Below are 14,105 nucleotides of genomic sequence, written 5' to 3' on the forward strand. Positions count from 1 at the left end.
CGCGATTCTGAAGCGCGTCCACCCGATGAGACGGGTCCGGCCGGTGGCAGGGTGGAACGGTGACGTCACCCGGTGAACTCGAACGGACATTGCGGGAGAACCTGCGCGGGGAGATCGACTTCAGTGCCGCCGCACGGGCCCTGACCACCATGGACGCCTCCAACTACCGCCGCGTCCCGGTGGGCGTGGTCGCCCCGCGCGACGCCGCGGACGTGGCGGCCGCCCTCGCGGTGTGCGCCGAAGCCGGGGTCCCGGTCGTCCCGCGCGGCGGCGGGACCTCCATCGCCGGGCAGGCCACGGGCGTGGGCGTGGTGCTCGACCTGACCCGGCACATGAACGCCCTCGTGGCGCTGGACCCGGCGGCGCGCACCGCCGTGGTCCAGCCGGGACTGGTCCTCGACCGGCTGCGGGACGCGGTGCGCCCGTACGGGCTGACCTTCGGACCCGACCCCTCCACGCACTCCCGCTGCACCCTCGGCGGCATGATCGGCAACAACGCCTGCGGGGCCCACTCGGTGGCCTGGGGCACCACCGCGGACAACGTGACCGAGCTGGCGGTGACGGCGTACGGAGGCACCGCGCACCGGATCTCAACGGGCTGGGACGGCGCTCCCGCCGGACTGCGGGACCTGATCACCGGGCACCTCGGGCTGCTGCGCACCGGAATGCCGCCCGCCTTCTCCCGGCGGATCTCCGGCTACGGCGGCCTCGACGCGCTCCTGCCCGAGCACGGGGTGCAGCTCGCGCGGGCGTTCTGCGGGAGCGAGGGGACGCTCGGGGTGGTGACGGAGGCGGTGGTGCGCCTGGTGGAGGCGCCGGCCGCGCCGGTGCTCGCGGTGCTCGGGTACGCCGACGAGAGCGCGGCGGCCGACGCGGCGGCGGGACTGCTGCCGTACGGGCCGCTGACGGTGGAGGGGATGGCCGAGGACCTGGTGGGCGGCGGGGCACCGGCGTTGCCGCGGGGCCGGGCGTGGCTGTTCGTGGAGATGCGGGACGAGGGCGGGGCGCGGGCGCTCGTACGGGCCGCCGACGCCGTGGACTCCCTGCTGGTCACCGATCCGGCGGCGCAGCGGGCGCTGTGGCGGATCCGCGAGGACGCGGCGGGCACGGCGACGAGGATGCCCGACGGGACGATGGCCTGGCCGGGATGGGAGGACTGCGCGGTGCCGCCGGCCCGGCTGGGGGCGTACCTCGGGGAATTCCGGGCGCTGCTGGCGGCGCACGGGCTGCGCGGATCCCCGTACGGGCACTTCGGCGAGGGCTGCGTGCACGTACGGATCGACTTCGACCTGGTCTCGGCGGACGGGGTGGCCCGCTTCCGCGCCTTCTCGCAGGAGCTGGCCGACCTGGTCGTCGCACACGGCGGCTCCCTGTCGGGCGAGCACGGCGACGGCCAGGCGCGGGCGGAACTGCTGCCGAAGATGTACGGGGCGCAGACGATCGGGCTCTTCGGCGCATACAAGGACGTGTGGGACCCGGCGGGCGGGATGAACCCGGGGATGCTGGTCCGGCCGGCGAAGCTGGACGAGAACCTGCGCTTCGCGGTGCTGCCGGCCACCCCGCTCGCCGCCACCCCGCTCGCGGCCGGGGTCGCGCGGTGCGTGGGGGTGGCGAAATGCCGCACGACCGAGCCGGGAGGGCCGGGAGTGATGTGCCCCTCCTACCGGGCCACCGGCGAGGAACAGCACTCCACGCGCGGCCGGGCACGGCTGCTGCACGAGATGCTGGCCGGCGAGGTGATCACCGGCGGCTGGCGCTCCGCCGAGGTCGCCGAGGCGCTCGACCTGTGCCTCGGGTGCAAGGGCTGCCGCAGCGACTGCCCGGTCGGCGTCGACATGGCCTCGTACAAGTCGGAGTTCCTGCACCACCACTGGGCGGGCCGGATCCGGCCGCTCGCCCACTACACGCTGGGCGGCCTGCCCGGGTGGCTGCGCCTGATCGCCCGCCTGCGGGCGGCGCGCGCCGTCAACGCGGCCGCGCGCCACCTGCCCGTACCGGGCCTGACCCGGGAGCGGGCCCTGCCGCCCCTCGCGAAGCGGCCGTTCACGCGCGGTACGGTCCCGGCCGCCGACGGCCCCGCGCAGGCGGCCGCAGGCTCCGCGCCCAGGTCCGCAGGCTTCGCGCCCATGCCCGGGCCCACCGTCACCCTCTGGCCCGACACGTTCACCGAGTACCTGGCCCCCGAGGTCGGCCGCGCCGCACTGCGCGTGCTCCGGGCGGCGGGCCTGGAGGTCTCCGTCCCGCGCGGCGGCCGGGTCTGCTGCGGCCTGACGTACCTCTCCACCGGCCGGCTCGACCGCGCCCGCAAGGTCCTGCGCCGGACCCTGGACACCGTCGGCGAGGTGTCCGGACCCGTCACCGTCCTCGAACCGAGCTGCGCCGCGGCCCTGCGCGCCGACCTGCCCGACCTGCTGCCCGACGACCCCCGCGCGGCCCGTCTGGCGGCAGCCGTGCGCACCGTCGCGGAGACCCTGGAGGAGTATGCCCCGGCCTGGCGGCCGCCCCGCCTCGACCGGGCTGTGGTCGGCCAGACCCACTGCCACCAGCACGCGGTCCTCGGCGACGCGGCGGACCGCCGGCTGCGCGAACGCGCCGGGCTCACGGGCGAGCTCGGCGGGGGCTGCTGCGGCCTCGCCGGGAACTTCGGCTTCGAGCCGGGCCACCACGAGGTGTCCGTGGCCTGCGCGCAGGAGCAGCTCCTGCCGTCCCTGCGCGCGGCCCCGCCGGGCGCGCTGGTCCAGGCGGACGGCTTCTCCTGCCGGACCCAGATCGCCCAGCTGGGCGGGGTCCGCGCGCGTCATCTCGTCGAGCTGCTGGCGGAGGGACTGGGGGACGGACCGGGGGAGGGACTGGCGGATCCCGACATGGAGCCGTAGCGAACGTGTAAGGCAAGAGACACGGCAACACTCCTTACGACGGCTTAATCTGGATAAATGCCCGCACCTACCGCGTCCCCGACGACCACCCCCGCCGCCACGCTCCCCGCCGAAGGGGCCCGGTCCCGCTTCGGCCCGGTCGCGCTGGTGATCTCGGCGGGCGTCTCGGTGCAGTTCGGCGCCGCCCTCGCGGTCATGATCATGCCGAGGGCGGGCGCGGCCGGTGTGGTCACCCTGCGCCTCGCGGCCGCCGCGATCGTGCTGCTGCTCCTGTGCCGCCCGAAGGTGCGCGGCCACTCCCGTTCCGACTGGGGCACGGTGCTCGCCTTCGGCGTCGCCATGGCCGGTATGAACGGCCTCTTCTACCAGGCCATCGACCGGATCCCGCTCGGCCCGGCCGTCACCCTGGAGGTCCTCGGGCCGCTCGCCCTGTCCGTCATCGTCTCCCGGCGCCTGGTCAACGTCCTGTGGGCCGGCCTCGCGCTCGGCGGCGTCGTCCTGCTGTCCGGGCACGGCGGGGGCGGCCTCGGCTTCGGCTCCCTCGACCCGCTGGGCGCGGCCTACGCGCTCGGGGCGGGCGTGATGTGGGCGGCGTACATCGTGTTCAGCGCGCGTACGGGCCGCCGCTTCCCGCAGGCGGACGGCCTGGCCCTGGCGATGGCGGTGGCAGCGGTCCTCTCGCTGCCGCTGGGCATCGCCGGAGCCGGCTCGAACCTGCTGGTCCCGAGCACGATCGCGCTGGGCGTGGGCGTGGCCGTACTGTCCTCCGTGCTTCCGTACACCCTGGAACTGCTCGCCCTGCGGCGCATGCCGGCCCCGACGTTCGCGATCCTGATGAGCCTGGAGCCGGCCATCGCCGCCACCGCGGGCTTCCTCGTCCTGAACCAGGCCATGTCCGCACTGGACGCCCTGGCCATCGCCCTCGTGATCGCGGCCAGCATGGGCGCGGTCCGCTCGCAGACCCGGAAGCAGACCGCCTGATGGACGTCCCCGCCTACCTGACAGCCGTCCCCGAGGCCCGCCGGGCCGCCCTGGTCCGCCTGCGGGAGCTGTGCCTGGCGGAACTGACGGGCTTCGAGGAGGTCATCGCGTACGGGATGCCTGCGTACGTGCGGGCGGGGGAGACCGTCGGCGAGATCGCCTGGGCGAACCAGAAGCAGTACATCTCCTTCTACTTGCTGCGCACGGACGTACGGGACGCCTTCGCGGACCGCCTGGCCCCCCACGACATGGGCAAAAGCTGCCTCCGCTTCCGCAACCCGGCCAAGGTCGACTTCGACCTCCTGCGCGACCTGCTGCGGGCAGTGGCGGCGGCGGGCCCGGGGGCGGGAAAGGTCTGCTGAGGGCGGCTCCGGTGGCGGGGTGGGCGGGGCTTCGGTCGGCCGGCAGTCAGAGACGCGCATGGGGGGTTCCCGGCAGTCTTCGTATGTCCGGGGCGGGACGGGCGGTCAAGGGTGGCCGAAGGCCATCGCGAAGCGACGCGAGGAACGAGCGCCCTTGAGGGGCCGGCCCGACACGGAGAGACGATGGGACTGACGGGAAACCCCCATACGCCTCCCTGACCACCGCCCGAGTCGGCTCCCGCTCACCCGAAGCCACCCCGTACCGCCCGACCGCCCCCGCCCCGCCCCGCCCCGCCCCGCCCCGCCCCGCCCCCGCCCCTCACCCCAGCGGCAGGTCCAGGTACGACGGCGTGGACTCCGGGGAGGTGAAGGCCAGGGATGCCCGGGGGAGGTTGGCGTCGCCGTAGAACGGGTCGCGGGCGTCGATCACGAGCATCAGGCGGTGGCCGCGCGGGACGTCGTACGCCGTCGCCTGGAGTTCGATGTCGGCGCTGACCAGGCTGTCGGGCGGTGAGTCCAGGTCGGTGTACGGGGCGTGCGTGATGAGGTGGGCCGTACCGTCGGGCGCCGTGTCCAGGAGGTACGCGACGAAGGTGGATCCGGGGTTCGCCGCCCGGTACGTGACGCGCAGCCGCGGTATGCCGCGCAGCCGGGTGGTCTCCCCGGCCGGGTCCGCCGTCCACACGGCGGCGACGGAGCGGTCGATGTCCTGGGTCCGGTAGATCTTCGGGCGGCCGGCGATCTCCGCGTAGCCGGACTCCACGATCCTGTCGGCGACGGTCGCCGGGGTGTCCATCCCGCACAGCACGGTCGACGTCCAGCCGGCCTGCGGCTCGTCGCCGAGCTCCCCGTCGTCCGCCAGGTGCAGCCGTTCCACCTGCTCGGTGAGGGAGTGCCAGGTGGGGCGGGGTTCGAGGGTCTTGCTCCACATGACCTCGCCGAGCACCTGTCCCTCGTCGCCGATGCCGTTGTCGATGTCCCGGAGGTGGTGGTCGAGCCAGCGGTGGGCGTCCGTCCAGATCCGGTTGGGCAGGCCGAGCATGCCGGTCATCTCGGGTCCGGAGTGGTCGCCGATGGAGACGGCGAGGCGTTTGGGGCCGGTCAGTTCGTTGAACATCTTCAGGGTCTGGTTGGGCGGGAAGAGCGTCTCGTGCCAGGCGTGCGAGAAGAACACCGGGACCTGGCGGCGGTTGAGTTCCTTGATGTGGGTGAAGGGCGAGCGCGTCTCCGCCCAGCGCAGGGTCCCCTGGACGTCGCGGTTGGCGAGGACGTTGTCGAAGACGCTCTGCGTCTGCGGGCTCAGCCGCGCCTTCGCGGCCGCGTCGAGCAGGGCCCGTACGGCCGCGACGTGCCGGGTGGAGTTCTCGTAGAAGGCCTCGCCGAGGTCGCCCCACGTGCTGAGCGCGACCACGGCGCCGACGCGGGTGTCGTGCGCGGCGACGAGCTGGCTGATGCCGGAGCCGTACGAGTCCCCGAGGAAGGCGATCTTCGTCACGGGGCCGGTGCTGCGCTCGATGAGGTGGTCCAGGGCCCGGCTGCCGTCGGAGACGTCGAGGGGGCCCGCCACGTCGACCTGGCCCTCGGAGCCGGCGAAGCCGCGGGCGGAGTAGGCGAGGACGTTGTAGCCGCGGGCGGCGAAGAGGGAGGCCTGGACGGCGTACGGGAGCCAGCCGAGGTTGGTCCAGGGCGAGGGCATGACGATCGCGGGGCGGGGCCGGGAGCCGGTGTGCCGCCAGAGCGCGGCGTCGAGGAGGTCCCCGTCGGCGCCGGTCACCTTGCCGCGGGTGAAGACGGCGACGGAGCGGACCTCGGCGATCTCGGCGGCGCGGGCGGGCGCGAGGCCGGTGACGTCGCCGCTCTCCAGGGCGGCGACGAAGGCGGTGAGGGCGGTCGCGTCGAGTTCGGGATAGAGGGAGAAGGGGGTGCGGGCGGCTGGAGTCACGTCAGTCCATCCTCTTCGTGGTCTTCGTCGTCTTCGTCGAGTGATTCGAGTGAGTCGAGTGACACGAACGTGGGTGTGGTGCGTGGTGTGTGCGCCCGCCCGGGCCCGGAGCGGAACGCCCAGTATCGACGGGACATCCGATGACGTATCGCGAGTTTCCGGCTTACGGCCTGAATCGCCCCCTCCGTTCCCGGTGGCCGTCGAGCGGCTGGACCTGCGGCCGGTGCGCCGTCGGCGCAACTGCCTTTCCGGTGAGGCGATTTGGTGCGCGTGGCGGGAAGGCGTCGACGTTGGAGAAAATCATGCAAGCGTGCTTGATTGTTTTGCCGGGTGCTGCCAGTCTTCCCCTCACGCCGAGAGGGGAGCGCACCCGTGCCCGATCCGTCCGCCGCCGACGCAGCCTTCGCCGTCTTCGCAGATCTGCGCGATGAGGGCCGTGAACTGGAGTCCCTGGTCGGGGATCTGCCCGATCCCGACTGGGCCCGGCCCACCCCCGCGCCCGGCTGGACCGTCGCCCACCAGATCGCCCACCTGCACTGGACCGACCGGGCCTCGCTGCTCTCCCTCACCGACGCCACCGCCTTCGCCGGCATGGTCGAGCAGGCGCTGAAGGCCCCCGACACCTTCGTCGACGAGGGCGCGCAGGAGGGCGCCGAGCTGGCGCCCGCCGAGCTGCTCGCCCGCTGGCGGGCCACGCGCGGCGCCCTGGACGCGGCGCTGGCCGCGGCCTCGCCCGACACCCGCTTCCCCTGGTACGGGCCGCCGATGAAGGCCGCCTCGATGGCCAGCGCCCGGTTGATGGAGACCTGGGCGCACGGCCAGGACGTGGCCGACGCGCTCGGCGTGCGCCGCACCCCGACCGCGCGGCTGCGGCACGTGGCACGGATCGGCGTACGGGCCCGCGACTACGCCTATGCCGTACGCGGACTGCCCGCGCCCGCCGGGGAGTTCCGGGTGGAGCTGACGGCCCCCGGCGGCCCGCAGGTGTGGACGTACGGCCCGCCGGACGCCCCGCAGCGCGTCACCGGCCCGGCGCTCGACTTCTGCCTGCTGGTGACCCAGCGGGCCCACCGCGCCGACCTGGACCTGACCGCGACCGGCCCCGACGCGGACCGCTGGCTTGACATCGCCCAGGCATTCGCGGGCCCCGCGGGTGCGGGCCGGGAGCCGGGGGCCTCGCGGTGACCCGGCGCCCGCTCGTCATCGGCAACGCCTCGGGCTTCTACGGGGACCGCTTCGGAGCCCTGCGCGAAATGCTGACCGGCGGCCCGCTGGACGTGCTGACCGGGGACTACCTGGCCGAGCTGACCATGCTGATCCTGGGCCGCGACCGCCTGAAGAATCCGGAGCTCGGCTACGCCAAGACCTTCCTGCGCCAGCTGGAGGAAGGGCTCGGGCTCGCGCACGAACGGGGCGTACGGATCGTCGCGAACGCCGGCGGCCTCAATCCGGCCGGACTCGCCGACGCGGTACGGGCCCTGGCGGCGAAGGCGGGCGTCCCGGTGCGGGTGGCCCATGTGGAGGGCGACGATCTCACCGCGCAGGTGGACGGGGCGCTGACGGCCAACGCCTATCTCGGGGGCGCCGGGATCGCGGCCTGCCTGCGGGCGGGCGCGGACGTGGTGGTGACCGGCCGGGTCACGGACGCGGCACTGGTCAGCGGCCCGGCGGCCTGGTGGTTCGACTGGGCCGCGGATGACTACGACCGGCTCGCGGGTGCGGTGGCCGCGGGCCACGTCCTGGAGTGCGGTACGCAGGCCACCGGCGGCAACTACTCCTTCTTCGCCCGGCACGACGTCCGCCACCCCGGCTTCCCGCTCGCGGAGATCTCCGAGGACGGCTCGGCGGTCATCACCAAACACCCCGGCACGGGCGGAGCCGTCACCGCAGGCACCGTCACCGCCCAACTCCTCTACGAGACCCAGGGCGTCCGGTACCTCGGCCCGGACGTGACCACCCGCCTGGACACGGTCCGGCTGACCGACGAGGGCGCCGACCGCGTACGCATCGGCGGAGTGCGCGGGGAGGCCCCGCCGGCCACCCTCAAGGTGGGCGTCACACGGATCGGGGGCTGGCGCAACGAGGTGGTCTTCGTCCTGACCGGCCTGGACATCGACGCGAAGGCGGACCTCGTCAAGTCCCAGCTCGCCGAGGCCCTGGAGCCAGTGGCGGACGCCGTCTGGACCCTGTCCCGCACCGATCACGAGGACGCCCCGACGGAGGAGACGGGGAGCGCCCTGCTGCGCCTGGTCGTCCGCGACCCGTCCCCGGACCGGGTGGGCCGCCCGCTGACCTCGACGGCGATCGAACTGGCCCTCGGCAGCTACCCGGGCTTCCACGTGACGTCCCCACCGGGTCCCGCCCAGCCGTACGGGGTCTTCACCTCCACCCTGGTCCCGGCGGACTCGGTCCCCCACGTGGCGGTCCTTCCGGACGGCACCCGCGTCCCGGTCCCGGCCGCCGTTGCGGCCCCGTCGGCGTTCGAGGCGCCGGGGGCGCAGACCGCCGCTTCGGGAAGGGGCGGGGTGGGGGAGGGCCCCGCGGGGCCCACCACCCGCGCCCCGCTCGGTGCGGTGGCGGGAGCCCGCAGCGGCGACAAGGGCGGGGACGCCAACGTCGGCGTCTGGGTCGAGTCGGCCGCCGCATGGGAATGGCTGCAGCGCACCCTCACGGCGGACACCTTCCGGGCCCTGCTCCCCGAGACCGGCGCTCTGCCCGTCACCCGGCACGAACTCCCGCACCTGAAGGCCCTGAACTTCACCGTCACCGGCATCCTCGGCGACGGCGTCGCCTCCGGCCACCGCTTCGACCCCCAGGCCAAGGCCCTCGGCGAATGGCTCCGCGCCCGCCACCTCGACATCCCGACCCATCTGCTGCGGCCCGACAAGGGCTCCGTACCCGCCCCGGAGGGGACCGGCTCATGACCCGCCTCGGCACCACCGTCGACCCCCATGCCCCCGAGCACGCCCAGGCGCGGACCGCCGCGCTGGAGCGCCTCGCCGCCCTCGACGCCGAGCACGCCAAGGCCCTGGAGGGCGGCGGCGAGAAGTACACGGCGCGCCACCGCGCCCGCGGCAAGCTCCTGGCGCGCGAACGCGTCGAGCTGCTCCTCGACCCGGACACACCGTTCCTGGAGCTGTCCCCGCTCGCCGCCTGGGGCAGCGACTACCCCGTCGGCGCCTCCATGGTCACCGGCATCGGCACGGTCGAGGGCGTCGAATGCCTGATCACCGCCAACGACCCCACCGTCCGCGGCGGCGCCTCCAACCCGTGGACGCTGAAGAAGGCGCTGCGGGCCAACGAGATCGCCCGGCAGAACCGCCTCCCCTGCATCAGCCTCGTGGAGTCGGGCGGCGCCGACCTGCCCTCCCAGAAGGAGATCTTCATCCCGGGCGGCGCGATCTTCCGCGACATCACCCGGCTCTCGGCCGAGGGCATCCCGACCGTCGCGGTGGTCTTCGGCAACTCCACGGCCGGAGGCGCGTACGTCCCCGGCATGTCCGACCACACCATCATGATCAAGGACCGTTCCAAGGTGTTCCTCGGCGGTCCGCCCCTGGTCAAGATGGCCACCGGCGAGGAGAGCGACGACGAGTCCCTCGGCGGAGCCGACATGCACGCCCGCACCTCGGGACTCGCCGACCACTACGCCCTCGACGAGTACGACGCGATCCGCCAGGCCCGCCGCGTCGTGGCCCGGCTCAACCGGCGAAGGGCGCACGCGCAGCCGCCACCGGCCCGGGAACCCCTCCACGACCCCGAGGAACTCCTCGGCATCGTCCCGCCCGACCTCAAGACCCCCTTCGATCCGCGCGAGGTCATCGCCCGGATCGTCGACGCCTCCGACTTCGACGAGTTCAAGCCCTTCTACGGCCCCAGCCTCGTCACCGGCTGGGCCACCCTGCACGGCTACCCCGTCGGCATCCTCGCCAACGCACAGGGCGTGTTGTTCAGCGCCGAGTCCCAGAAGGCGGCCCAGTTCATCCAGCTCGCCAACCAGCGCGACATCCCCCTCCTGTTCCTCCACAACACCACCGGCTACATGGTCGGCAAGGAGTACGAGCAGGGCGGCATCATCAAGCACGGCGCGATGATGATCAACGCGGTCTCCAACTCCAGGGTCCCGCACCTGTCCGTGCTCATCGGCGCGAGCTACGGCGCCGGCCACTACGGCATGTGCGGCCGCGCCTACGAGCCCCGCTTCCTCTTCGCGTGGCCCAGCGCCAAGTCCGCCGTCATGGGCCCCCAGCAGCTGGCCGGAGTGCTCTCCATCGTGTCCCGGCAGTCCGCCGCCGCGAAGGGGCTCCCGTACGACGAGGAGGCCGACGCCGGGATGCGCGCCTTCGTGGAGGCGCAGATCGAGTCCGAGTCCCTGCCGATGTTCCTGTCCGGGCGGCTGTACGACGACGGGGTCATCGACCCGCGCGACACCCGCACCGTCCTCGGCCTGTGCCTGTCGGCCGTCCACAACGCCCCCGTCGAGGGCGCCCGTGGCGGCTTCGGCGTCTTCCGGATGTGAGCCCGCACATGACGAACCTGACCTCCCTCCTGGTCGCCAACCGCGGCGAGATCGCCGTCCGGATCTTCCGTACCGCGCGCGCCCTGGGCCTGGCCACCGTCGCCGTCCACTCCGACCCGGACGCCGACGCCCTGCACGTGCGCGACGCCGACGCCGCCGTACGCCTGCCGGGCGCGGCCCCCGCCGACACCTACCTGCGCGGCGACCTGATCATCAAGGCCGCCCTCGCCGCCGGCGCCGACGCCGTCCATCCCGGCTACGGCTTCCTCTCCGAGAACGCCGGCTTCGCCCGCGAGGTACTGGCCGCCGGCCTGGTCTGGATCGGCCCGCCCCCCGAGGCCATCGAGGCCATGGCCTCCAAGACCCGGGCCAAGGAACTGATGCGTGCCGCCGGGGTGCCGCTCCTCGACCCCGTCGACCCGGCCGCCGCCACCCCCGCCGACCTGCCCCTCCTCCTCAAGGCCGCGGCCGGCGGAGGCGGCCGCGGGATGCGCGTCGTCCGCGACCTCGACACCCTCAAGGAGGCCCTCGACGCCGCGACCGCCGAAGCGGCCTCCGCCTTCGGCGACGGCGAGGTCTTCGCCGAGCCCTACGTGGAGCGGGGCCGCCACGTCGAGGTGCAGATCCTCGCCGACGCCCACGGCACCGTCTGGGCCCTCGGCACCCGGGACTGCTCCCTCCAGCGGCGCCACCAGAAGGTCATCGAGGAAGCCCCCGCGCCCGGCCTCCCGGAAGCTCTGCGCGAGACCCTCCACCGGGCGGCCGTCGCCGCGGCCCGCGCCGTCTCCTACCGGGGCGCGGGCACGGTCGAGTTCCTCGTCACCGCCGACGGCCGCCCGTACTTCCTGGAGATGAACACCCGCCTCCAGGTCGAACACCCCGTCACCGAAGCCGTCTTCGGCCTCGACCTCGTCGCCCTCCAGCTGCGCGTCGCCGAGGGCGCGGCCCTGCCCCTGGAGCCCCCGGCACCCACCGGCCACGCCGTCGAGGCCCGCCTCTACGCCGAGGACCCCGCCCAGGACTGGCGCCCGCAGACCGGAGCCCTGCACACCCTCGCCATCCCCGGCGAGGTCCGCGTCGACACCGGCTTCACCGACGGGGACACCGTCGGCATCCACTACGACCCCATGCTCGCCAAGGTCGTCGCCCACGCCCCGACCCGCGCCGAGGCCGTCCGGGCCCTCGCCCGCGCCCTCGCCGGATCCCGCATCCACGGCCTCACCACCAACCGCGACCTCCTCGTACGCTCACTGCGGCACCCGGAGTTCGCCGCCGCACAGCTCGACACCGGCTTCTACGAACGCCACCTCGACACCCTCACCGGCGGCGCCCCGGACGCCACCCCGGCGGCCCTCGCCGCCGCCCTCGCCGCAGCCGCCCCCGGCCCGGACGCGCCGCTCGCCGCCCGGATCGGCGGCTGGCGCAACGTCCGCTCCCAGCCGCAGATCCACCGCTACAGCGCGGACGGCACCGAGTACGAGGTCCGCTACCACCCCGGACGCGGCGCCCTACCCAGCCTTGTCGACCACCCCGGGATCCGGGTCGTGGCCGCCACCCCCGCCCTGGTCACCCTCGAAGTCGAGGGAATCCGGCGGGCGTTCCACGTGAAACAAAATTCGAACAAGGTCTATGTGGACTCGGCGCTCGGATCTCACACCTTCACCCCCGTCCCCCGGTTCCCCGACCCCCAGGACCGCACCGAACGGGGCTCGCTGCTCGCCCCCATGCCCGGGACCGTCGTCCGCATCGCCGAGGGCCTGGCACCCGGCAGCCCCGTCACCGCCGGCCAGTCCCTGCTCTGGCTGGAGGCCATGAAGATGGAGCACCGCATCCTCGCTCCCGCCTCCGGCACGCTCACCGCGCTCCACGCCGTCACCGGCCAACAGGTCGAGTTCGGCGCCCTGCTCGCCGTAGTCCAGGAGGAATCGCCGTCATGAGCTCCGCAACCAGCACCGTCGAGACCGAAGAGCACAAGGCCCTGCGCGCCGCCGTCGCCGCCCTCGGACAGCGCTACGGCCGCGAGTACCTCGCCCGCGTCGCCCGCGAAGGCGGCCACCCGGACGAGCTGTGGGCCGACGCCGCGAAGCTCGGCTACCTCGGGGTCAACCTCCCCGAGGAGTACGGCGGCGGAGGCGGCGGCATCGCCGAACTCTCCATCGTCCTCGAAGAACTCGGGGCGGCGGGCTGCCCCCTCCTCATGATGGTCGTCTCGCCCGCCATCTGCGGCACGGTCATCGCCCGCTTCGGCACCGACGCCCAGAAGAGGACCTGGCTGCCCGGCCTCGCGGACGGCAGCCGCACCATGGCCTTCGGCATCACCGAACCCGACGCCGGCTCCAACTCCCACCGCATCACGACCACCGCCCGCCGCGACGGCGACGACTGGGTCCTCACCGGCCGCAAGGTCTTCATCTCCGGCGTCGACATCGCCGACGCCACCCTGATCGTCGGCCGCACCGAGGACGCCCGTACCGGCAGCCTCAAGCCCTGCCTGTTCATCGTCCCCCGCGATGCCCCCGGCTTCTCCCGCTCCGTCATAGAGATGGAACTGCAGGCGGCGGAGAAGCAGTTCGAGCTCGTCCTCGACGACGTACGGCTGCCCGCCGACGCGCTCGTCGGCGACGAGGACGCGGGCCTGCTGCAGCTGTTCGCCGGACTCAACCCCGAACGGATCATGACCGCAGCCTTCGCCATCGGGATGGGCCGCCACGCGCTGGCCAAGGCGGTCGACTACGCGAAGACCCGCCAGGTGTGGAAGGAACCCATCGGCGCGCACCAGGCCGTGGCCCACCCGCTGGCCCAGGCGCACATCGAGCTGGAACTGGCCCGCCTGATGATGCAGAGGGCCGCTGCGCTGTATGACGCGGGCGACGACATGGGCGCGGGCGAGGCGGCGAACATGGCGAAGTACGCGGCGGGGGAGGCGTGCGTGCGGGCGGTGGACCAGTCCGTCCACACCCTCGGAGGCAACGGCCTGACCCGCGAATACGGCCTGGCCTCCCTCGTCACGGCCGCCCGCGTGGCCCGCATCGCCCCGGTCAGCCGCGAGATGATCCTCAACTTCATCTCCCACCAAACCCTGGGCCTCCCCAAGTCCTACTGACGGATCCCCTGCGGAGTTGCTCGGCGGTGCCTCTGCTGCGCGGGCCTGCCCCTGCCCGGGTGGGCGCCTCAATCGCCGGCGGGGCTTCAATGGGTGGGTCGGGGCCGCACGAGGGTCTCCTCGGCCGGTCCCCTGCGGGGTTGCTCGGCGGTGCGTGGGGGTGGGGCGGTGCCCCGCACGAGGGTCTCCTCGGCTCGCGCGGATCCCCTGCGGGGTGCTTGGCGGTGCGGGGGTGGGTCGGTGCCCCGCACGAGGGTCTCCTCGGCTCGCGCCTGCGGCCGTGGTTGTGCCGTTCGGCCTGGGTTGCGCGCTCGTCCTGCGG

The 14,105-nt window shown here is 73.9% G+C and carries 9 protein-coding genes; 8 read left to right on the plus strand and 1 reads right to left on the minus strand.

Annotated elements, in window-relative coordinates; translation table 11 throughout:
- The first annotated feature begins 59 nt into the window (after positions 1–59).
- Genes ACWGE1_RS25160 through ACWGE1_RS25170 form a run of 3 tightly spaced genes read left to right on the plus strand, consistent with a single transcriptional unit; the run spans position 60 to position 4,219 of the window.
- Positions 60–2,876: an FAD-binding and (Fe-S)-binding domain-containing protein gene (locus tag ACWGE1_RS25160; protein ID WP_453422750.1), complete on the plus strand. Its 2,817-nt coding sequence runs from the start codon at positions 60–62 to the stop codon at positions 2,874–2,876.
- A 57-nt stretch (positions 2,877–2,933) separates the two neighbouring features.
- Positions 2,934–3,857 (plus strand): EamA family transporter, encoded by a 924-nt coding sequence (locus ACWGE1_RS25165; RefSeq protein ID WP_453422751.1) that lies wholly within the window; start codon positions 2,934–2,936, stop codon positions 3,855–3,857.
- A complete protein-coding gene (locus ACWGE1_RS25170) occupies positions 3,857–4,219 on the plus strand; it encodes an iron chaperone (protein ID WP_453422752.1) in 363 nt (120 codons plus the stop codon). The genes ACWGE1_RS25165 and ACWGE1_RS25170 overlap by 1 nt, the downstream gene beginning before the upstream one ends.
- Before the next feature lie 319 nt (positions 4,220–4,538).
- On the opposite strand, the gene ACWGE1_RS25175 is transcribed toward ACWGE1_RS25170, so the two are convergent.
- Positions 4,539–6,161, minus strand: coding sequence for an alpha/beta fold hydrolase (locus ACWGE1_RS25175; RefSeq protein WP_453422753.1), 1,623 nt, complete (start codon positions 6,159–6,161; stop codon positions 4,539–4,541).
- A gap of 372 nt (positions 6,162–6,533) precedes the next feature.
- Between ACWGE1_RS25175 and ACWGE1_RS25180 the strand changes: the two genes are divergently transcribed.
- The 5 genes from ACWGE1_RS25180 (at position 6,534) to ACWGE1_RS25200 (ending at position 13,783) form a co-directional block, all read left to right on the plus strand.
- Complete coding sequence (locus tag ACWGE1_RS25180; protein WP_453422754.1) at positions 6,534–7,346, plus strand: TIGR03084 family metal-binding protein; 813 nt, start codon at positions 6,534–6,536, stop codon at positions 7,344–7,346.
- Positions 7,347–7,414: 68 nt separating this feature from the next.
- On the plus strand, positions 7,415–9,085 hold the full coding sequence (locus ACWGE1_RS25185; protein ID WP_453422758.1) for an acyclic terpene utilization AtuA family protein: 1,671 nt from the start codon (positions 7,415–7,417) through the stop codon (positions 9,083–9,085).
- Positions 9,082–10,680: an acyl-CoA carboxylase subunit beta gene (locus ACWGE1_RS25190; RefSeq protein ID WP_453422755.1), complete on the plus strand. Its 1,599-nt coding sequence runs from the start codon at positions 9,082–9,084 to the stop codon at positions 10,678–10,680. The genes ACWGE1_RS25185 and ACWGE1_RS25190 overlap by 4 nt, the downstream gene beginning before the upstream one ends.
- An 8-nt stretch (positions 10,681–10,688) precedes the next feature.
- The gene (locus ACWGE1_RS25195) at positions 10,689–12,617 is read left to right on the plus strand and encodes an ATP-binding protein (RefSeq protein WP_453422756.1); all 1,929 of its coding nucleotides are present in this window, start codon (positions 10,689–10,691) and stop codon (positions 12,615–12,617) included.
- Positions 12,614–13,783 carry an acyl-CoA dehydrogenase family protein gene (locus tag ACWGE1_RS25200; RefSeq protein WP_453422757.1) on the plus strand — a complete coding sequence of 390 codons (1,170 nt, stop codon included), beginning with the start codon at positions 12,614–12,616 and terminating at the stop codon, positions 13,781–13,783. The genes ACWGE1_RS25195 and ACWGE1_RS25200 overlap by 4 nt, the downstream gene beginning before the upstream one ends.
- The last annotated feature ends 322 nt before the right edge of the window (positions 13,784–14,105 follow it).

It is taken from the genome of Streptomyces sp. NPDC054932 (assembly GCF_053610205.1).